The organism is Sphingopyxis sp. 22461 (genome assembly GCF_052044915.1).
Classification (GTDB): Bacteria; Pseudomonadota; Alphaproteobacteria; order Sphingomonadales; family Sphingomonadaceae; genus Sphingopyxis.
Genome location: NZ_JBQENY010000006.1, coordinates 43,111 through 63,976, shown reverse-complemented (window position 1 = coordinate 63,976; position 20,866 = coordinate 43,111). Strand labels below are relative to the sequence as shown.

General features: G+C 64.7%; 17 protein-coding genes. 4 read left to right on the top strand and 13 right to left on the bottom strand.

Features of this window, described 5'->3' with window-relative positions; all coding sequences use genetic code 11:
* Positions 1-117: 117 nt before the first annotated feature.
* The 7 genes from ACTJI5_RS11255 to ACTJI5_RS11225 form a co-directional block, all read right to left on the bottom strand.
* Positions 118-291, bottom strand: coding sequence for a hypothetical protein (locus ACTJI5_RS11255; protein WP_440860370.1), 174 nt, complete (start codon positions 289-291; stop codon positions 118-120).
* Positions 288-1,427: a PepSY-associated TM helix domain-containing protein gene (locus ACTJI5_RS11250; RefSeq protein ID WP_440860369.1), complete on the bottom strand. Its 1,140-nt coding sequence runs from the start codon at positions 1,425-1,427 to the stop codon at positions 288-290. Before ACTJI5_RS11250 ends, ACTJI5_RS11255 begins: the two co-directional genes overlap by 4 nt.
* A gap of 4 nt (positions 1,428-1,431) precedes the next feature.
* Positions 1,432-3,534, bottom strand: coding sequence for a TonB-dependent siderophore receptor (locus ACTJI5_RS11245; RefSeq protein ID WP_440860368.1), 2,103 nt, complete (start codon positions 3,532-3,534; stop codon positions 1,432-1,434).
* Between the two features lie 183 nt (positions 3,535-3,717).
* A complete protein-coding gene (locus tag ACTJI5_RS11240; protein ID WP_058538982.1) occupies positions 3,718-4,647 on the bottom strand; it encodes a hypothetical protein in 930 nt (309 codons plus the stop codon).
* Positions 4,644-5,708: a dipeptidase gene (locus tag ACTJI5_RS11235; protein WP_440860367.1), complete on the bottom strand. Its 1,065-nt coding sequence runs from the start codon at positions 5,706-5,708 to the stop codon at positions 4,644-4,646. The genes ACTJI5_RS11240 and ACTJI5_RS11235 overlap by 4 nt, the downstream gene beginning before the upstream one ends.
* A gap of 81 nt (positions 5,709-5,789) precedes the next feature.
* Positions 5,790-6,413 carry a helix-turn-helix domain-containing protein gene (locus tag ACTJI5_RS11230; RefSeq protein WP_082639728.1) on the bottom strand — a complete coding sequence of 208 codons (624 nt, stop codon included), beginning with the start codon at positions 6,411-6,413 and terminating at the stop codon, positions 5,790-5,792.
* 193 nt (positions 6,414-6,606) lie between these two features.
* Entirely contained in the window at positions 6,607-9,048 is a 2,442-nt protein-coding gene (locus tag ACTJI5_RS11225; RefSeq protein WP_440860366.1) for a TonB-dependent receptor plug domain-containing protein, read from the bottom strand.
* Positions 9,049-9,224: 176 nt separating this feature from the next.
* Between ACTJI5_RS11225 and ACTJI5_RS11220 the strand changes: the two genes are divergently transcribed.
* The 4 genes from ACTJI5_RS11220 (at position 9,225) to ACTJI5_RS11205 (ending at position 14,671) form a co-directional block, all read left to right on the top strand.
* Positions 9,225-10,541, top strand: a complete 1,317-nt coding sequence (locus ACTJI5_RS11220) for an amidohydrolase family protein (protein WP_440860365.1) — start codon at positions 9,225-9,227, stop codon at positions 10,539-10,541.
* 47 nt (positions 10,542-10,588) lie between these two features.
* A complete protein-coding gene (amaB, locus tag ACTJI5_RS11215) occupies positions 10,589-12,157 on the top strand; it encodes an L-piperidine-6-carboxylate dehydrogenase (RefSeq protein WP_439512817.1) in 1,569 nt (522 codons plus the stop codon).
* Between the two features lie 33 nt (positions 12,158-12,190).
* On the top strand, positions 12,191-13,183 hold the full coding sequence (locus ACTJI5_RS11210; RefSeq protein ID WP_440860364.1) for a tetratricopeptide repeat protein: 993 nt from the start codon (positions 12,191-12,193) through the stop codon (positions 13,181-13,183).
* 75 nt (positions 13,184-13,258) lie between these two features.
* Positions 13,259-14,671, top strand: a complete 1,413-nt coding sequence (locus ACTJI5_RS11205; protein ID WP_440860363.1) for an amino acid permease — start codon at positions 13,259-13,261, stop codon at positions 14,669-14,671.
* A 15-nt stretch (positions 14,672-14,686) separates the two neighbouring features.
* Here the strand turns inward: ACTJI5_RS11205 and ACTJI5_RS11200 are convergent, their stop codons facing one another.
* The 6 genes from ACTJI5_RS11200 to ACTJI5_RS11175 are packed head-to-tail and all read right to left on the bottom strand — an operon-like array spanning position 14,687 to position 20,827.
* Positions 14,687-16,363: a GMC family oxidoreductase gene (locus tag ACTJI5_RS11200; RefSeq protein WP_440860362.1), complete on the bottom strand. Its 1,677-nt coding sequence runs from the start codon at positions 16,361-16,363 to the stop codon at positions 14,687-14,689.
* Positions 16,364-16,385: 22 nt separating this feature from the next.
* Complete coding sequence (locus ACTJI5_RS11195; protein ID WP_440860361.1) at positions 16,386-17,225, bottom strand: sugar phosphate isomerase/epimerase family protein; 840 nt, start codon at positions 17,223-17,225, stop codon at positions 16,386-16,388.
* Positions 17,222-17,782 carry a gluconate 2-dehydrogenase subunit 3 family protein gene (locus tag ACTJI5_RS11190; RefSeq protein WP_405053444.1) on the bottom strand — a complete coding sequence of 187 codons (561 nt, stop codon included), beginning with the start codon at positions 17,780-17,782 and terminating at the stop codon, positions 17,222-17,224. Before ACTJI5_RS11190 ends, ACTJI5_RS11195 begins: the two co-directional genes overlap by 4 nt.
* Positions 17,782-18,609, bottom strand: a complete 828-nt coding sequence (locus tag ACTJI5_RS11185; RefSeq protein ID WP_440860360.1) for a 3-keto-disaccharide hydrolase — start codon at positions 18,607-18,609, stop codon at positions 17,782-17,784. Before ACTJI5_RS11185 ends, ACTJI5_RS11190 begins: the two co-directional genes overlap by 1 nt.
* 11 nt (positions 18,610-18,620) lie before the next feature.
* Complete coding sequence (locus tag ACTJI5_RS11180; protein ID WP_440860359.1) at positions 18,621-19,532, bottom strand: hydroxypyruvate isomerase family protein; 912 nt, start codon at positions 19,530-19,532, stop codon at positions 18,621-18,623.
* Complete coding sequence (locus ACTJI5_RS11175; protein WP_440860358.1) at positions 19,529-20,827, bottom strand: MFS transporter; 1,299 nt, start codon at positions 20,825-20,827, stop codon at positions 19,529-19,531. Before ACTJI5_RS11175 ends, ACTJI5_RS11180 begins: the two co-directional genes overlap by 4 nt.
* Between the last annotated feature and the right edge of the window lie 39 nt (positions 20,828-20,866).

Sequence of the window (20,866 nt, the reverse complement as noted above, 5' to 3'; positions counted from 1 at the left end):
CGATGGACCGCCTGCCCGGGGTGCAACCTGGCCCGGCGCTTAACATATTGGCATGTGGGCTTTTGGAGGCCGGGCGGCCGGTTCGAGGACGGCGGGATCATACCCAAAGGGGCCGACCTATTTGCGCGCGAAAAGCCCTAACAGGCAATAACCCGGAATCGCCGCCAGGGCGATGACGGCCAAAATGTCGAAGAGGCCGACCGTCAGCAGGCCCGTCACGAGCGAAGCGATCGTGACAATCGCCATCAGCAGCGGCCAAGCATATGTTCGGCGGACGGTCTGCCTGGTCATATTGCGTCTCCGCCTTCGACGACTTCGTGGACGCGTCGTTGAAGCGACTGGCCGCGATGCCCGATCCAGAGATAGATGCCGCTGCCGAGGATGACGATCGCGATGATGTCGAGCAGCGCCCAGACGATCTTGAGCGGCAGGCCCGCATAGTCGCCGAAGTGCAGCGGCTGCGACAGATACATGGCGCTGAGGCTGAGCGGCCAGGTCGGGACGCCGGTCAGCTTTGACGTCGCGGCGTCGACGAGCACGGGTTGATAGTTGCGCTGGTCGAGCTGCGATTGGCCGATCATGAACACGCCATAATGATGCTCGCCGCTATAACCCGTGCCCGGGTAGCTGACGAAGGCGGGCTTGAGTTCGGGCCGCGCCGCTTTCGCCTCGGCGACCGCCTTTTCGATCAGGCCGAATTGTGCGGGGGCGGGGCGGCCCGCCCATTCGCGGGTCAGCTCGGCAAGCTGGTCCTTCTGCCACTGGTCATAGAGCGGCTCGTCGAGCGTGTTGATGACGCCGGTGAGCCCGACGACCAGCAGCCAGGCGGTGGCCGCGATGCCGAGCAGGTTGTGGATGTCGAGCCACTTCAGCCGCGTGCTGCGCGCCTTGCGGATTGTCCCGAACTCGAGCTTGCGCATGAAGGGACGGTAAAGCACGACCCCCGATATGGTGGCGATGGCGAAGAGCAGGCCCATCACGCCGAGGAAGAGCTTGCCGGGAAGCCCCGCGAACATGTCGGTGTGCAGCCGCAGGATGAAGAACATGACGCCTTCGTTGAACTGCGGCGCGGGAACGGCCGTGCCGGTGTAGGCATCGAAAAGCGCGGTCTTCATCTCGGCCGGCGGGGTATCGGCGGTGGGGCCGAGATTGACGTAGACGATCGGTTCGTCGGGATACCAGCCGAGGAACAGCGGCCGGTTGCCGGGATATTGCGCCTTCGCGTCCTCGATCAACCGGTCGAGATTCGCCGGCTCGGCGCCGGGCGGCGGCGCCGACAATTCGGGCTCGGCGCCAGAGAGATGCGCGATCTCCTCCCCGAAGATCAGGGGCAGACCGGTAAGGCAGAGGAGGAGGAGGAAGACCGTGCAGACAAGGCTGGTCCATTTATGAACCAGATACCAGGCCTGCACGGTCTTCCGTTTCATGGCGTCAGAACCGGTAGCCGAGCGACGCGACGACATAGCGGCGATTGCCGCTGAAGCAGTCACCGAAGGTGCGGCAGGCGGTGAAATAGCTCTTGTCGAACAGGTTCGAGGCGTTGACCGCGGCGGTCCAGCGGTTCCAGTCGACCGACACCAATGCATCGACGAGTGTGTAGGAGGGCGTCGTGATCGCGCTCGTCGGGCCGGTCGAGCGGGTATTGCCGATATGGCGCACGCCCGCACCGATCCGCAGCAGCGCATCGGCGCCGAGCGGGACCGCCTTCACCGCCCAGAGCGACGCCTGGTCGCGCGGCACGTCGTTGACGCGCGCGCCCTCTTCATAGGTGTAGAGGCTTTCGGACACGCGCGCATTATTGTGGCTGTAGGCGGCGGTCAGCTGGAAATCGCCGGGCAGTTCGAACGCGCCTTCGATCTCGAACCCCTTCGAGGTCACTTCGCCGGTCTGGAAGACGTTGATCGGGTCGGCCGGATCGTTGGTCGGGCGGTTCTGCTCGACGATGTCGTAATAGGCCGCGGTGACCAGAATGCCGCGCTGCGGCTGCCACTTGATGCCGCCTTCATACTGCCGTCCGCGCGTCGGAACATAGGGTTCGCCGGTGCGCGGGTTGATCCCCGAAACCGGCTGGAACGCCTCCGAATAGCTGAGGTAGGGCGACAGGCCATAACCGATCTCGCCGATCAGGCCGACCTTGAAGGTCCACGCCGTATCGACGACCGCCGGGGCGCCTTCGGTCTTCGACCGCGCGCGGTCGTGGCGGACACCCGCGACCAGCGTGACGCGGTCGGCATAGCGGATCTGGTCCTGGACATAGACGCCGAGCTGCGTGTTGCGCTGGTCGGGCAGGGCGGCATAGGGCAGCACGTCCGCCGCAACGCCGCTATTGTTCGGGTTATAGGCGTCGACCGGCGTGATGCCGGGCGTGAACGCGCTGCCGCCCGAGGCGCTGAGCGTCTGCTCGAAATAATTGGTGTAGTCGAGGCCGACGAGGAGCTGGTGGCTGAACGGCCCGGTGTCGAAGGTCAGGCGCGCGTTCGTGTCGCTGGTAAAGATCTTGCCGTGCGGCTTGGTCTGATAGGCGTAGCGATGCAGCGTGCGGCCCGTTTCGGCGGTGCCGTCGATGAACGGATTCGCCGGGTTCGAATAGACGTCGGGATACAGCTCGCGGAAGGTCGCCTTGGCGTCGGTGTAACGCGCCCGCGCGCTGAGGCTGAGCAGGTCGGAAACCCGCTGGTCGACGATGAGCGTCGCCGACAGCGTGCGCTGGCGGAGCGTGTCATAATTCTCGTCACCCAGGAAGGTGCGGTTGCTGAGCCGCCGGGCGTCGTTGGGGGCGCCGATCGCCGACACGACGGGAATAAACTGCTGGCTCGATGCAGAGCGGTCGCGCTGGTAGAGGCCGATCAGCGTCACCGCGGTGTCCGAACTCGGCCGCCAGCTCAGCGACGGCTGGACGAGCACGCGATTGTCGTCGAGCAGCCGCGTCTGCTGGCCCGCGTCGCGCACGACCGCGACGATGCGGCCGGCGAGCGTATCGCCGCTGAGCGGGCCGGTCAGGTCGACCATCGCCTGCTTGCGGTCCCACGATCCATATTCGATCCGCGCGCTGCCGCCGGCTTCGAATTCGGGGCGCTTGCTGACGCTGTTGATGATGCCGCCGTTGGATGCCTGACCGTAAAGCACCGAAGACGGTCCGCGCAGCACCTCGACGCGCGACAGCGTGTCGACCGCGGCGCGGGCGAAGGGCGCGAAGGTGTAAAGGCTCCGCATCCCGTCGAGGAACTGGACGGGCGCGAGCCCGCGCACGACGCTCGCGTCGCCGCGCGTGTCGAGGCCATAGGCCTCGCCGGTGACGCCGGCTGAATAGCGTAGCGTTTCCTGCAAATTGAGCGCGCCGCGGTCGCGGAAAAGTTCTTCGGTGACGACGCTGATCGCCTGCGGGGTTTCGACGAGCGGCGTGTCGCTCTTGGTCGCGGTGACGGCTCTGTCGGCGGTGACGGTGATCTCCGCGCTGGTCTGGCTTTCCTGCGCCTGCGCGGCGCCCGTCCAGGCCACCGTTACCAGCAAGGCATTGATCATTTTATATTTCATCGCGAACCTCCAATATGGGAAGCGCGCTAGACGCGAATGATCGCTACTGCAACCCATTTGCAAGAGCGCAGCCTGCCAGCCGGAAAGATCGCGCGTCGAGCGCGCGACCGAGCAATCCGCAACCGGACCAAAGCTGGCCCCTCCGCCTGATGAACAGGCTCGGTGGAGCCGGGCAGGAAGGGATCAATAGGCTTTTCGGTCCGGGTGCGCCAATTCGGCTTCCGAAGGCCAATGGCCCTGCGGATTTTCCCGAACGATCTCGGTCAGCAGCGCCTTTGCGCCCATCTCGTCGCCGGCAAAGCGACGCTCCATCGCGATCGCGAACTTGATGGTGCTGTCACGGCTGTCCTTGAAGCCCGTGGGGTCGAGGCGACCCTGCATGATCTGCACCGCCTGGTAATAAGTGAAATTCTCGATCAGCTTCAGCCCCGGCTCGATCGCGTCGATCGCGGCGCGCGCCTTGTCGTGCTGCCCCATCTTCCGGTACGCGAGATAGGTCCAGTAGGCCGTCGGCACGCGCATGTCGTCGCGTGCGAAATCGGCGGCAAGCTCCAGCGATTTCGCCATGCCCGACACCATCGTCGGATAGTCGCCCGTCGCAAAGCTCGTTTGCGCGTGATAATAGACGATGTTCCCGCGATAGGTGCTGATCGTGAGGCCGATCGGGTTGGGCATGCCGTCGGGTTCGAAACTGTCGGGCGTGTCGCCCATCAGCGCGAGCGCCTTTTCATAATCGGCGAGCGCCTCCTTGAACTTGCGCGCGCGCGTCAGGTCGCGGGCGCGGAAGCGGTAGAGCTTGTAGCTCTCCGGGAACTGCTTGATCCCGGCGCTGAACGCATCGACCGCGTCACAGATGCGCCCGGCATAGTCGAGGCGCCGCCCGTACCAGATATGGCTGTCCTCGCGGCCCGGCGCGATGCGCAGCGCTGCCGCGGCGATCGCGATATCCTCGTCGAGCAGCTTTTGCGTCGCGGGCGAGAATTTAGGCACGGTCAGCGGCGTGCCGATCAGGCTGGTCGCGCAATTCCCCGCGTCGGCGCCAGGGACGTTCGCCGACGCAGGGGCTGCCGTCAGCAGCAAGGCAAGGGTGAGGGCGGAAAGACGGAGGCTCATCCGATCACTTCCTGATAGATGCGGCGGACGTTGGTCCCCATGATCTTTTCAACGGTGCTGGTCGGATAGCCGAGCTTGCGCACGCCATCCCACACCACCTCCATGCGCCGCGGACCGTTGAGTTCGTTGATGAACAAAGGCCAGTCGGGTTCGTGGAAATTGGCGCCCTCCTCGCGCTTCAGCTCGGCGATATAGGCGTCGGTCATCTCGACGACGCGGTGGTCGCGGTCGCTGCCGATCGCGACATGGTCGGCGCCCATCACCTTCACCGCATGGTCGATATGGCGGAAATATTCGGGCAGCGCGTCGTCGCGCTTCGTCGTCAGGAACGGCCGCATCTGGCAGATGCCAGCGACGCCGCCCTTGTCGGCGAGCAGGCGCAGGTTCGCGTCGGTCGTGTTGCGGACATTGCTGTGCACCGCCATGCACGCGGTGTGCGAGACGATCACGGGCATTTTCGACGCGGCGATCGTATCGGCCATCGTCGCCATGTTCGAATGCGACAGGTCGATCAGCATGCGGCGCTCGTTCATCCGCCCGACCAGATCGCGCCCGAAATGGGTGAGGCCGTTCGCGCCGAGTTCCTTGCACCCCGCGCCCGCCCAATTCTGGTCGTTATAGGTGATCTGCGCCGACCGCACCCCGAGCTTGTGGAACAGGTCGACATTGTCGAGGTCGCGGCCGAACTGGGTGCTGTTCTGGAACAGGTAGAACAGCGCGAGCTGGCCGTTCGCCCGCGCGGCGTCGATATCGCTGGTCTTCGTCGCCTTCAGGAACAGCTCGGGATGCTTGGCGATATGCGCGTCATGGTCGAGCACCGCCTGCACCGCCTCTTCATAGGCTTGCCCCTCATAGGCCTTGGGGTCGCAGAGCGTGACCGTGATCGCGTCGAGCCCGCTGGCGCGCATCTGGCCGATCAGCGCGGCGTCATATTCGAAGCGCACCTCGCCCATCGCGTCGAAGGTGAGGGGCCGCGTCTTCGATCGTGCCGCCGCCGCGGGCGCGAACGCCATCGTGGCCGATAAGGCCGCCCCCGACAGGATGAAATTCCGTCTGTCCATCGCTTCGCCCTCTCCAATTTTCTATTGGAAAGAAATTAGCGTATCGGAAAATTATTGCAAGCCCGATGATCGGGCGGGCGCTCAGCCGGTGTTGACCCACAACACGACGGCATCTTCCTCGCTCGTCGAATAGGCGGCGTGCTGCATGCTGCTGTTGATATAGATGCTGTCGCCGACGCCGAGATATGCGGGCTCATAATGCTCGGTCTGGAAGCAGATTTCGCCTTCGAGCACATAGAGGAATTCCTCGCCGCTATGCTGCGACCAGCTCTTGAAATCCTCGAGGCTGCGCGCCTTGATCGTCGTGACGAACGGCAGGATCTTCTTGTTCTTGAGCTCGGCGGCGATCAGCCGGTGGCGGTAGACCGCGGTTTCCATCAGGCGGCCCGCGCCGTCCATCGTGACGCTGCGCCGGCCCGCGGCATCCTGCCCCGAATTGCTCGCGAACAATTCGGTGATGTCGATGTCGAAGCCGGTCGCGAGTTTCTGCACGACGTCGAACGTCGGCGACATCTGGTCATTCTCGATCTTCGACAATGTCGAGGCCGCAAGCGCGGTCAACCGCCCCGCATCCTCCAGCGTCATCCCGCGTTCCTTGCGCAATTGGCGCAAGCGCTCGCCCAGGTGAAAGCCTTCGGATCGAGGCCGCTTCGCGGTACGAACGGCACCCAAAACTTCCGGCTCGTCTCCATTTCTGGGCGGCATAAATCTCCAATCCTTCACTTGCTCGAGATCGCATGGCATCGGCCGATGGGGACGGCTGGGGGAAGAGGTCCGGCCAATCAGCCGCCGCCATCTATAAGGCACAAATTTCCGATAGGCTACGATATTGGCATATCCGCTATGCCAATGCCGTATGTGCCCACCGGAAATACGCGTCGATCTCTAACAGACGAGATCAGAATTTATACTTAGCATTCAAATAATAGAAGCCGCCGGCGACCCCGAATACACTGTGATTGTCATAGATCAGGCCGGCGCGGGCGCGCGCAGGGCCGCGACCCGGCGGGAAGATGTTGAAGATGTTGCGTGCGCCGACGCTCAGCTCGACATCCTGAATGCCCGAATAGGTCACTTCGGCGTCGAACAAAGTCACCGCCTTGCGCGGCAGGAAGGTCGCGCCATCGAGGCGGCGCCACGCGCCATAATGGATCGCGCGCGCCATGAAGCCGAAATCGCCGACCTTGGTCGTCGCCGAGAAATTGCCGCGCCAGCGCGGGGTGCCGCGTTCGAACTCGGTCACGATCGCTGGGCTGAACCCCGGAGGCGGCGCGCCGCGCAGATGCTGTTCATTATAGTTCACGGCAAGGCTGAAATCGGTCGAGGCATTGTCCGACCAGCTGTGGCGATAGGTGCTCACCAGGTCGAAACCGCGCACGCGCGTGTCCATTTCATTCTGGAAATAGCGCACCTGCTGGATGTCCGCGCCGTTCGGGAAATTGATCGCGGCCAGCGCGGCGCGCTCGGCGGCGGTGGTGTTCCGCGACGGCGTCAGCAACAGGCGATCGTCGACGTCGATCTGGTAGAAATCGAGCGTTGTCAGGAAACCGTCGAGGCCGGTGAAGACGACGCCCGCCGACATGTTGAACGAGGTTTCGGGCGTCAGCGCCTCCGAGCCGAAGACCCGCGCTGCGGGCGACCCCGGAACGAGTACGGCGTCGAGGATGAAGCCGCCGACGCCGTCGAGCTGCGAAGTCAGGCTGGTGCCGAAGACCTGTCCGGCGGCCGGCGCGCGGAAGCCGGTGCTGACCGAACCGCGAAGCGCAAAGGCATCGCTCAGCTCAAAGCGCGTCGAGGCCTTGTAGCTGAAATTGTCGCCGAACTGGTCATAATCCTCGTAGCGGGCGGCCGCCGACAGGTTCCACCAAGGCGTGATGTCGGCATCGATTTCGCCGAACACCGCATAGCTGTTCGAATCGAAGCTGCCGGCAAATTCGGGCGAGAAACCCTGGAAGCCGTTCGAGCCCGCGGGCAGGTCCCGCAGTGGACCCGTCGTATAGCTCGCGACGTCGCCCTCGCCGATGACATAGGTTTCCTTGCGGTGGCTGGCGCCGGCAAAGACGAGGATGTCGTTGCTTAGCTCATAGGAGACTTCGGCGTCGAACTGGATTTCGCGCTGGGTGAGCGAACCGGGCTTGAACGCGGTCGGCGACTTGACCCCCATCGACGCGTTGATCGTGCCGGTGATCGTGTAGTCGACGGTGTTCGTGCCGTAGCGCGCCGACAGGTCCCAGGTCAGCGGACCTTCCTGGTCGCGCAGCCCGACAAGGGCGCTGAAATCCTCGAGATGGCCGCGGAATTCCGGCGTGAAGCCGCCCGGATAGACGGCGGCAAGGTTGAACAATTCGGGGTGCGCGGGCGTCAGGTCGAACGCCGAATTGGCATAGGTGCCGTGGCGGTTCAGGCCGCCCGCCGTGACGGGCTGGCGCAGACCGAAGGTGACCGAGCTCTTGCCCGTCATATAGTTGCCGAAGCTATAGAGTTCGAGTTCGTCGCTGAGTTCGATGCCGGCGTTCCACACCGACTTGAACGCCATGTAGCGCGGATCGAGATTACCCTCGGGATGCTCGGGGATACCGGGAGTGCCCATCGCCCGCATCGCCTCGGCGCCCGAATGGGTGGCCTTCTTCGCATAGGCCTTCGCCTGGTCGGTATATTGGGCGGCGATGTTGAAATAGGCATTGTCGCCCACCGGGACGGCCAGATGACCCTGAATGTCATAGGTGCGGCCGCCGGACGTATAATATTCGCCAACCTGGCCGATGATCGAGCCGCCGCTCCTGGCCTTTTTCAGCTCCAGGTTGATCACGCCGGCGATTGCGTCCGAGCCATATTGGGACGACGCGCCGTCGCGGAGCACTTCGACGCTCGACAGCGCGATCGGCGGAATGACGTTGAAATCCTGACCCTGCGAACCCGAGGTCGAGGCATGGCCGGTGCCGATCTGCACGATCGAGGCGCGGTGGCGGCGCTTGCCGTTCATCAGCAGCAGGACATGATCGGCGGGCGAGCCGCGCAGCGTGACGGGGCGCACGAACGACGAGCCGTCATTGCCCTGAAGGCGCTGCGCGTTGAACGCGGGGACGAGCGTGCGCAGCGCGTCGTTCACGTCCGAATAGCCGGTCGTCGCGATCTGTTCGGGCGCGATGACGTCGATCGCGACCGAGCTATCGGTGATCGAGCGGTCCTTGCGGCGCGTACCGATGACGACGATGTCGCTGCCGCCGGCACTGGTCTCTGCGCCATCCTCTTCGGGCGGAGCCGACTGGGCATGCGCCATCGGCGTGATCGCGAAGGCGAGCGCGGACGACAACAACAGGCGTGACACGAACTTCGACATTTTTCCCTCCTTTTGGACCCGTTTCCCCACCGGAAATTCGTTGATTTCCGCAATGTGTCGTAATTTCCAGAATTTTCCTATCATAAAAATTCTTGCTCAACTAGCAAAAACTTCCTATGCAAATGGGGAGTGCTGCACGGGCGGCCTCGCGGCGTGGGCCGGCGGGAGAATTTCGCTTGAGCGGCATTGGGAAATGGGCGGCGCTGGCGATCGGCGTGTCGCTTTCGGGCATGGCCGTCGCGGCGCCTGCTGGCGCCGAGCTTGCCGATACGCTGGTAATCCACGCGGGCGCCGTCGTCGCAATTCCGGGCGAAAAGCCGCTGGGACCGAGCACGATCGTCGTCCGCGGCGGGCGCATCGCCGAAATCCAGCCGGGCTATCTGGAGCGCGCGGACGTGCGGGTGATCGACCTGAAGGACCGGACGCTGCTGCCCGGGCTGATCGACACGCATGTCCATTTCAGCTTCTCGCCCGAAACGAAACTATGGGCGGCGGCGGTCGATACGCCCGAGGATGTCGCGCTGTTCGCTTTTTCCAATGCGAAAAAGACCCTCGAGGCCGGGTTCACGACGGTTCGCGACGTCGGTTCCGACGGCACTTCGATCCACGCGCTGCGCGACGCGGTCAACGAAGGCACGGTCGTCGGCCCGCGCATCTTCCTGTCGGGCACGTCGCTGTCGATCGTCGGGGGGCATGGCGACATGTCGGGGCTCAACCGCAAGACGACCGAGGCGCTCTATCCCTATGACTATACCGGCGCCTGCACCGGCGGCGTCGAATGCGCGCTGCGCGTGCGCGAAGCCGCCAAATATGGCGCGGACCTGATCAAGGTCACCTCGACCGGCGGCATCATGTCGCAACAGGCGCGCGGACTGGGCCAGCACCTGACCGACGAGGAACTGACCGCGATCGTCACCACCGCGCACAGCCTCGGGCTCAAGGTCGCGGCGCACGCGCATGGCGGGGAGGGCGTTGCCGCCTCGGTGCGCGCGGGGGTCGATTCGATCGAGCATGGCACCTATCTCGACGAGGAAACCGCGAAGCTGATGGCGAAGCGCGGCACCTGGCTCGTGCCGACGCTCGGCCTGCTCGATTCGCGGAAAGAAAGCGAGGCCAGCCCCGCCGTGCAGGCGAAGATGACCGAAGCGCGCCGCGTCGCGGGGCGGAATATCCGGCTCGCGGTCCAGCATAAGGTCAAATTCGCCTTCGGCACCGACGCCGGCGTGTCGCCGCACGGACAGAATGCGCGGCAGTTTCGCCTGATGGTCGAGCAAGGTCCGATGACGCCGATGGCGGCGCTGCGGTCGGCGACCGTCGATGCCGCGGCGCTGCTGGATCAATCGGACAATATCGGCACGATCGAAGTCGGAAAATATGCCGACCTGATCGCGGTCGCGGGCGATCCTTATCGCGACATAACGGTGACCGAGCACGTCTCTACGGTGATCAAGGACGGCCGCGTCATCATCCACGATGGCCGCGCGAGCCCATGACGCAAACCTGCCAACAACCTGCATTTCCCCTTTCAACGGACAATTAGATGAACGCTCTTGATAAGATGATTTCTCCCGGTGCCGGCCACAGCGTACAGGGCGGCTTTTCCCGTTCGGTCGCCGATATATTCGGCGCGCTCGGGCTGTCGCTCGATGCCCATCTGGGTTCGGACCTCAAGGTTTTCTCGCCGGTCGACGGTTCGGAACTCGCGGCCCTGCGTACCGACAAGGCGTACGACATGGACGCGATGGTCGCGAATGCGCGGGCTGCTTTCGCGGTCTGGAAGGATGTGCCGGCGCCGCATCGCGGCGAACTCGTCCGGCGCTATGGCTTGCTGGTGCGCGAGCATAAGGAAGCGTTGTCGCACCTCCTGACCATCGAGAATGGCAAGATCCTGACCGAAGCGCGCGGCGAGGTGCAGGAAGTCATCGACATCTGCGAATATGCCGTCGGCCTGTCGCGTCAGCTCTTCGGGCTGACGATCGCGTCCGAACGCGCCGAGCACCGGCTCACCGAATATTGGCACCCGCTCGGCGTGCTGGGGTTGATCTCGGCGTTCAATTTCCCCGCCGCCGTCTGGGCTTGGGGCACCACCGTCGCGCTCGTCTGCGGCGACAGCGCGATCTGGAAGCCGTCGGAAAAGACCCCGCTCACCGCGCTCGCCTTCGCCGGGCTGCTGCAGAAGGCGGCGGCCGACTATGAGCTTGCGCCCGACCATCTGGTGCAGGTCGCGATCGGCGATGCCGCGTGCGGTACGATGCTCGCCGACCATCCCGACGTCGCAATCGTCAGCGCGACGGGCAGCGTTCGCATGGGGCAGGATGTCGGCGTGCGCGTCCAGCGCCGCTTCGGGCGCCCCGTCCTCGAACTCGGCGGCAACAACGCCGCGGTTGTCGCGCCGAGCGCCGATATCGGGCTCGCGCTGCGCGGAACGATCTTCGCTGCGACGGGCACGTGCGGCCAGCGCTGCACGACCTTGCGCCGCCTGATCGTCCACGAGGACATCCGCGCCGATTTCGTGAAGCGCCTGATTGCGGCGGTCGGCAGCCTCAACATCGGCAGTCCGCTCGACGACGCGACGCACGTCGGCCCGCTGATCGACAAGGCGGCCTTCGACGCGATGCAGCGCGCGCTCGAACAGGCGCGCCGCGACGGCGGCATCGTCCACGGCGGCGACCGGATCGAGGTCGCGGGGCCGGACGCCTATTATGTCCGCCCGGCGATCGTCGAGATGCCCGCGCAGAGCGAAATCGTCCGCGAGGAAACCTTTGCGCCGATCCTCTATGTCCTCGCCTACACCGGCTTCGACGAAGCGATTGCACTGCAGAACGGCGTCCCGCAGGGGCTGTCGTCGTGCGTCTTCACCAGCGACGTGCGCGAGGCCGAGAAATTCCAGTCGGCGCAGGGCAGCGACTGCGGCATCGTCAACGTCAATATCGGGACGAGCGGCGCCGAGATCGGCGGCGCGTTCGGCGGCGAGAAGGTCACGGGGGGCGGCCGCGTGTCGGGTTCCGACAGCTGGAAGAATTATATGCGCCGCGTTACCGCGACGGTGAATTACTCGACCTCGCTCCCGCTCGCGCAGGGTGTGAAGTTCGATCTCGATATCGATTGAAGACACAGGATCAGTTCGGAGAGGATGTTTATGATGAAGCCCAGGCATTTGAAATTGCTGGTGTCGGCCGGCCTGTTGCTGATCGCCGCGCCGGTGACGGCGACGGCGCAGGAAGGCAGCTTTCAGGGCATGTCGCTGCTCGGCGAGCGCATGGTCACCAGCCCCGCGCGCAACGCGAACGTGGCATCGACCGAAACGCTCGAACGCGCCGCGCGCGATGCGAAGGCGGCGTTCGAGGCCAATATGACCGTCGATAGCGCGACCTGGTACGGCCGCATCCTCTTCTATCAGGGCTATACGAAAGAATCGGCGGCGGTCTACGATCAGGCGCTGAAGCGCTTCCCCAATTCGGGCAAGCTGCTGCGCCACCGCGCGCATCGCGCCTTTTCGCTGCGCGAGTTCGACAAGTCGATCGAACTGGGGCTGAAAGCGGCGAAGCTTTATGAGAACCAGCCGCTCGAACGCGAAAAGCCGGGCCCCGACTATTTCCCGGGCGACCCCGATGTCGTGCAATATTATCTCTATTACCATCTGGGGCAGGCTTATTTCGGCAAGCATGATTTCGAAAATGCGGCGAAATGGTTCGCGAAATCGGCCGAGTCTGCCGCCTTCACCCATGACGTCGAGGCACGGACCGCGAACGGCTATTGGGAATATCTGTCGCTCGCCCGCGCCGGGAAGCTTCGTGAGGCACAGAAGCTGCTCGACGAGTATGATCTGACCTTGTTCGAAGTTCACCCGAAGGGCGGGTCGGACACCTATTTCGACGGGCTGCAGCTGTTCAAGGGCAACCGCGCGGCCGACAGTTTCTTCAGCGACAAGGACAGTGGCCGCGCTTTCGCGACCGCCGACGGGGTGGCGGCGTCGACCGCTTACAGCCTCGCCAACTATTATATCCTCCGCGGCGAGCCCGAAAAGGCGAAGCCCTGGCTGAAGCGGTCGATCGCCGTCGACAGCTGGAGCTTCTTTGCGCGCATCCAGGCCGAGGCCGACTGGCTGCTGCTGTTCCCGAACGAAAAGCCCTGAAGAGACGCATCGAACTGACGCATTTGGGGTGAGCGGCGGACCCGAACCATCGGGCCGGATATTGGGAGACGCATCGTGAAGAACTGGACCCGCCGCAAACCCATCGCACCGCCCGGCGAACGCAGCGCCGGGGCGCTGCCGCCCAGCCTGTCGTGGCCGCAACTGATGGCGATGGGCGTCGGCGCGATCATCGGCACGGGAATCCTGACGCTGATCGGCGTCGGCGTCGACCGCGCGGGCCCCGCGGTGCTGCTGTCTTTTGCCATCGCGGGCGCGGTCTGCGCCTGCGCGGCGCTCGCCTATGCCGAACTGTCGGCGATGATGCCCGCGGCGGGCAGCGCCTACAGCTATTCCTATGCGGGGCTCGGCGAGGCTTTCGCGTGGATCGTCGGCTGGAGCCTGATCCTCGAATATTCGCTCGTCGTCTCGACCGTCGCGGTGGGCTGGTCGGGTTATGCGTCGCCGCTCCTGATGGGGATCGGGTTTCCCGAGGTGCTGACGCGCGGGCCCGAACTCGGCGGGCTGATCAATCTTCCCGCGGTCGCGATCATCGCGGTCGTCGCGGGCCTGCTGCTGCTGGGGACGCGCGAGAGTGCGCGGATCAATTCGGTGCTCGTCGTCGTGAAGATCGTCACGCTGCTGCTCTTCGTCGGTTACACATTGCCCTATTTCGACGCCGCACACCTCGATCCGTTCATGCCCTATGGCTATGCCGCGCAGGTCGACAGCGACGGCGTCCAGCGCGGGGTCATGGCCGCCGCCGCGATCATCTTTTTCGCCTTCTACGGCTTCGATGCGATTTCGACCGCGGCTGAAGAAACAAAGCGCCCCGCGCGCGACTTGCCGATCGCGATCATCGGTTCGATGGCCGTCTGCACGCTCATCTACATGCTGGTCGCCGCTACGGCGGTCGGTGCGACGCCTTTCACGACCTTTGCCGACAGTCCAGAGCCTCTGGCGCTGATCCTGCGCTCGATAGGGCAGGGCGGCATCGCGCAGATCGTCGCGACAACCGCCGTTGTCGCGCTGCCGACGGTGTTGCTCGCCTTCCTCTACGGGCAAAGCCGCATTTTCCTTGCGATGGCGCGCGACGGTTTCCTGCCGCAGCGCCTCGCGCATATTTCAGGGCGCGGCACCCCGGCGCGCATCACGCTGCTGACGGCGGCGATTGTCGCGGTCCTCGCCGGGTTGCTGCCGATCGGAAAGGTCGCCGCACTCGCCAACGCCGGAACGCTGATCGCCTTCATCGCGGTCGGCGTCTGCCTGCTCGTCCTTCGTCGCCGCGCCCCCGATGCGCCCCGGCCCTTTCGCGTGCGCGCGGCATGGCTGGTCGGGCTTGGAACGATCGGCGGCTGCCTTTACCTGTTCCTCAGCCTGCCCGCCGAAACGCTCTTGTGGTGCCTCGTCTGGAATCTGATCGGTCTCGTCCTCTATGCGGCCTATGGGCAACACCGCAGCACCCTGGGCAAGGCAGCTCGCGGCGGATAATCCCCTTTGGCGCCCCTAGATCGTGCCGGCCTTGAGCAGCTTTACGGCGTGGTCGGCGGCTCGCGCCGTCAGTGCCATGAAGGTGAGCGACGGGTTGACGCACGAGATCGAGGCCATCTGCGCGCCGTCGGTGACGAACAGATTGGCGGCGTCGTGCGCCTGGCCCCATTTGTTGAGCACCGACTGGCGCGGATCGGCGCCCATGCGCGCGCCGCCCATTTCGTGGATCGCGTCGCCGGGGACATGTTCGCGGCGCTCGCTGGTGACGTTCTGCAGCCCCGCCTTGCGCAGCATCGCCTCGCCCTCGGTCCGCGCATCGTCCATCATGCGGATCTCGTTGTCGCGGAAGGTGACATCGAAGCGCATCAGCGGGATGCCGAACCGGTCGACCTTGTCGGCGTGCAGGCTGACGCGATTGTCCTCATAGGGCAGGCATTCGCCGAAGGCGCCCATGCCGAACTTCCACGGGCCATAGCCGCGCATGCCATGCTTCATCGCCGCGCCGAAGCCCTTGGGCGGTAGCGGATCGCGCCGCGCGCTGCCCTGATAGCCATAGCCGCGCTTGAAGCCGATCCCCTCTTCGCCGCCGACATTGCGGAAACGCGGGATATAGACGCCGCCCGGACGCCGGCCATATTCGATAAAGTCGGTCATGCCAGGTATCTCGCCCGAGATGTTCACGCGGAAGATATGGTCCATCACATAGCGGCCGAGCGTGCCGCTGGAATCGAAATGGCTCTTGGCCGTTCCGGGGATACGCGAGTTCATCAAGATCTGGGTCGAGGCCATCGCCGAGGCGCAGAGGAAGACGAGGCGCGCGGGGATCACCTCGGCCTGCTTCGTCTTCGTATCGATCACGCGCACGCCGGTGACCTTCTTCGTCTTCGGATCATATTCGAGATTGGAGACCACCGCGTCGGAACGCAGCGTCAGCCGTCCGGTGGCGCGCGCCGCGGGCAGGGTGACCGACTGCGTCGAGAAATAGGAGCCGAACGAGCAGCCGCGTCCGCACTGGTTGCGGAGCTGGCATTTGCTGCGGCCCTGATCCTCCTTGTCCTCGGTCATGTTCGACAGGCGGGTGTTGATCAGCTTGCGGCCCGGCGAGGTCGTCTCGAGCCGTTCCTTCACCCATTTTTCGGCGACGTTCATCTGCATCGGCGGCTGGAACGCGCTGTCGGGCAGCTGCGGCAGATTCTCGCGCGATCCCGACACACCGATATATTTCTCGACATAATCGTACCAGGGAACAAGGTCGTCATAGCGGATCGGCCAGTCGCCCCCGACATTCTCGCGCTTGTTCGCCTCGAAATCCTCCGGGCTCCAGCGGAAGCTCCAGCGCCCCCAGATCAGCGACTTGCCGCCGACCGCGGCGGGACGGATCCAGTAGAATTTCTCGCCCTCGTCATAGGCATAGGGGTTGAGCCGGTCGTTGTTGTAGAATTTCTGGTTCGACGGCGAGACATAGCCATGCGTGGCGATGAAATAGTCGTTCTTGACCAGCGCCGCGGGCATCCTGTCGCGCGCCGGAATCTCATAGGCCGGCTTGCCGTCATAATCATAATCCTCGCCATGCTCGACCATCACCCCGCGGTCGAGCATCAGGACCTTGAGGCCCTTTTCGGTCAGTTCCTTCGCGGCCCATCCGCCGCTCACTCCGGAGCCGATGACGATCGCATCGAACATGTCGGTCATATCTTGATCCTCGAATATCGGGTTAGGCGCGAAGGCGGCTGAGCGTGGTGAAACTGGTCTGAATGTCGGGAAGATAGGGGGCGGGCGACTGATCATTCTCGACATAGAAATGCTTCACGCCGGCAACAGCGTTGAGCGTGAAGATGTCGGCGAAATCGATGACGCCCTTGCCGACGCTCGTCATCTTGCCGTCGGCGGTGCGATCCTTGACGTGATAGGCATAGATGCGCCCCGGAAGACGTTTGATGATCGCCTTGGGATCCTCGCCCGCTGCGACCGCCCAGAACAGGTCGAGCTCAAGTCGGACGAGCGCCGGATCGGCGTCGGCGATCAGCGTGTCGAACAGGCTGGTTCCGCCGGGCTTCAATATGAACTCGAAATCATGATTGTGATAGGCAAAGCCCAGCCCGGCCTTTTTGAGCCGCTCGGCATAGCGGTTGAAATTGGCGACCGCCGCCTTCCAGCCCTCGGCAGTGCGATGTGCGTCGCCCATATAGGGAACGACCAGCGTGTCGGCGCCCAGCGCCTTGGTCATCGCGACCGCGCCGTCGAAATCGCTGGCGAGCGCCTCATAGGCGACATGGATCGAAGGCGACGTCAGGCCCAGCCGGTCCATCGTCTTGCGGAGCGCGGCATGGTCCATCTTGTCGTAGCCGCCGCCGCCATATTCGACCTCGCGATAACCGATCGCCGCGACCTTTTCGAGCGTTCCCATCGGGTCCTTCGAGAAGAGCTCGCGCACGGTGTAGAGCTGGATGCCGATGGGCTTTGATTTGAGGCTCTTTGCCATGAGCGGTCCCGCTGCCAGTGTCGCCCCGAGCGCGGTGCCGCCCGCCATCCATTGCCGCCTGCCAATCATCATGACGAAAACACCTTTTTGATCTCGGAATAGGGATAGGCACCGTCGTAGCGGCCGGGAACGGGCAGATATTCGCGCTCCTGCGTGATACCGACTTCCGACGTGAAATATCCGGTGAGCACGAGCTGGCGGAACTTGTCGAAGAAGTCCGCGCCGCCGGGCAGCTTGTCTTCCATCGCCAGCGTCAGCAGCGCGTCCTGCTGCGCGGGCGTCGCCTTGTCGGCGGCGATCTTGTAATCGGCCCGGCTGCGCGCCTCGATCGCGTCGAGCCCCGCGAGGATCGGTTTGCGATCGTCGGGCGACGCCCAATCGGCGAGCAGCTTTTCGATATATTCGGGGACGCCAGCGGTAATCGCGCCGGGGGTGTCGGTGGTCGGCATCACGCGCTCGCTGAGCGCGGTCATCAGCGCGCGCTGCTGCGCGGTGAACACCGGCGAGGAGGGCGGGCCGCTGCTGATGAGCGGGGGCGCTTCTGCCGCCGCGGCGCGCGCGATCGGCGCGAACAGGCTTGCGCCGAACATCGCGGCCATCCCGGCCAGCGCGTCTCTGCGGTCGATGATCATTTCACGGTCCCCTCGAAGTCATGGCTCGCCGCCGCTTCGGGCAAAGGGCGCACCCAGATGTTGCGGAACGAAACCGGCGAATTGTGGTCCTGGAGCTGGATCGGCGCGGCATCGCCATGCGCTTCATACTTCGCGACCTTGCGCCAGACGGTGCTGCCGAGCCACGGCTGGCGGTTCTGCACGAGCACGCCGTTCAGGAAGGCGGTGACATAGGCCGGGCGCAGCAGCTTGCCGTCGGGTCCGAAGTGCGGGCGCTCGAAGACGATGTCGTAACTCTGCCATTCGCCGGGCTTGCGCGATGCGTTCACCAGCGGCGGTTTCCAGGCGTAGATCGCGCCGACGGTGCCGTCGGCGTAGGTGGGGTTCTGATAGCCGTCGAGGATCTGGATCTCGTAGCGCTGCATGAACCAGATCCCGCTGTTGCCGCGATCCTGCGAGCTATGATCCGGCGGGTTCGGTGAGCGGAATTCGAGATGGAGCTGGACGTCGCCGAAGCTCGCCTTGCTGATCAGCGCATTCTCGCCGCGGCCGCCGAGCGGTGGGATCGACGTCATCGCGCCATCCTCGACGATCCATGGCCTTGCCTTCGCCCGCCACGCATCGAGCGACTTGCCATCGAACAGCACCACCGCGTCGGAGGGCGGGGCGCCGGGAACGGTGCCCGGGGTTACTACGGTCGGATAAGGGCGGTCGGAATCATGCACCTGCCATTTGCCGTCGGGCAACATCGGCGTGTCCTTGAATCCGGGCTTTTCCTGTGCGGTGGCGGGACTGCCCGCCGCGACAGCGACCGCGATCGCCGTAGCCCCGATGATATGCTTCACTTGTGTCTCCCTCATGCCGCGTCGATCGCGCGATAGGCGGCGATCAGCCGTTCCTCGCCCGCGCGCCCCTCGACCGAATTGCCATGTTCCATGCCGATCACGCCCGCGAAATTCTTCGCGCGCAGCCAGCGGACGATGTTGCGATAATTGATCTCGCCGCTCCCCGGCTCCTTGCGGCCGGGATTGTCGCCGAACTGGACGTAAGCGATCTCGTCCCAGCAGCTGTCCAGCGTGTTGATCAGGTTCCCGGCCTGGATCTGCTCGTGATACAGGTCCGCCAGCACCTTGATCGCGGGGCTGTTGACCGCGCGGGCCATCGCATAGCCTTGCGGGACGGTCGACATGAAGACGCCGGGATGGTTCACCAGCGTATTGAGCGGCTCCATCACCATGACCAGTCCGTGCGGTTCATAGATGTCGGCGGCGCGGCGCAGCACGTCGATCACGCGCGCGGTCTGGATGTCGACCGGCAGCTTGCGGTCCATAAAGCCCGTAACGATCGTCATGTGCTTGGAATTCAGCCGCTTGGCGACATCGACCGAGCTGCGAATATCGGCAAGGAAGCGCTCGCGATCGGCATCGTCGTTGCCGCCCAGCAGCGGCCGGAAATCGGCCCATCGCGGCATGCTCGCGACGAACACGCCCATCGTCATGCCGCGCTGCTGCAACGCGCGCGCCATCGCACTCTGGTCGGCGACCGAGCGCGTGGCCGCCTCATTATCCTCCCACGCAGTGAAGCCCTGATCGGCGGCAAAAGCGATCTGTTCGAGCCGGCCGCCGCGGCTCTTGAAGCTGCCTTCGTGCGGGGCATATTTCATCGAAAAGCGCGCCGCGTTCGACGGTGTCGCGCTATTCGCCACCGTCGCCGCGGCGGCCGCCGCGACGGCGCCCCCCGCCAGAACCGCCCGGCGCGATAGGCTCATGCCGTCTGACCCGCGAGCGCCGCGCGCGACTTGCCGCGCTCGCGCAGCCAGATGAAGCCAAACACCGCCAGGAGGATGACGGGCAGGATCGCCAGCCGCTGGAACGACAGCGACGCCGCCGCATCCTCGACCGCCAACTTCGCGGCGCCGGTCAGCGCCGCGAACGCTTCGGGACCGCCGGCGAACTCGATCTTGGCCTGGTCGAACATCGCGCCGAGTTGCGGCAGCACGAAGAAGCTGGCGAGCGCGCCCGCCGATCCGACCAGCCCCATCGCCCACGATCCACCGCGCGGATAGCGTTCGGCGACCGACGCGAGCATCGTCGGCCACATCACGCAGACGCCGAGCCCCCAGACGGTGGCGGCGACGATCGCCGTGACCGGCGATTGTGCCTGGCTCAGCATGAACAGGCCGATCGCGGCGAGCAGGCTCGAAACCCACAGCAGCCCCGGGTTCGAGATCTTGTTGGCGAGCCGCCCCGCAAAATGGCGGAAGACGAACATCAGCGCGTTGACATAGACGAGGAGCAAAATGCCGCGCATGCCAACGCGGTTCGACAGGGCGACGTCGATCCACTGCCCCGGTGCCAGTTCGGACGCCGCGGTCAGGAACATCGCGCCGAACCAGATGAAGAAGCTCGGCCGGCGAAACACCTCGCCCATCATCTCGCCGAAGCTGACGCCGCTTTGCTCACGCAGCGGCGGCGGGAAGGTCGTGGTCAGGGCGATCACGACCGTCGCCGCGGCGGGGATCATCACCAGCGCCATGATGCCCTGCCACGGCAAGGCGGCCGACAGGAAGAAGCCGGCAAGCCCGCCGACGATGATGCCGCCGGGGAACCAGGCGTGCAGCACGTTGAGCCGGTGCGTGGTATCGTCGGGGTATAGCTGCGCGGTCAGCGGATTGATCGCGGCTTCGGTCAGCCCCCAGCCGATGCCGCTGAGCAGCATGCCCGTCCAGACGAGCCAATAGATGGTCATGCCGGTCGCGAGATGGCCCGCGGTGACGATCATCAACGGGCCGAGGATGAAGCACAGCCCCGCGCCCGCGAGGCACCGTTTCATGCCGATCTGGTCGAGCAGCGCGCTGGCGACGAACAAGGTGATCGCAAAGCTGAGGAACGCCGCGCCCAGCGCAGCGGCGATCAACTCGCCCGCTTGCAAGGGAGCGATCGGGTCGATCCATTCGGCCTTGAGCCCGCTGGCGATCGCACCGCGGATCGCAAGGCTCGCCGCGGCGGTGAACAGCGCGAGCACGCCCAGCCAGAACAAGCGCCCCTTGTGCAATGTCGTCATCCTGCGTCCCCTTTGATTATTATTGTTTGGTTCGTCTGC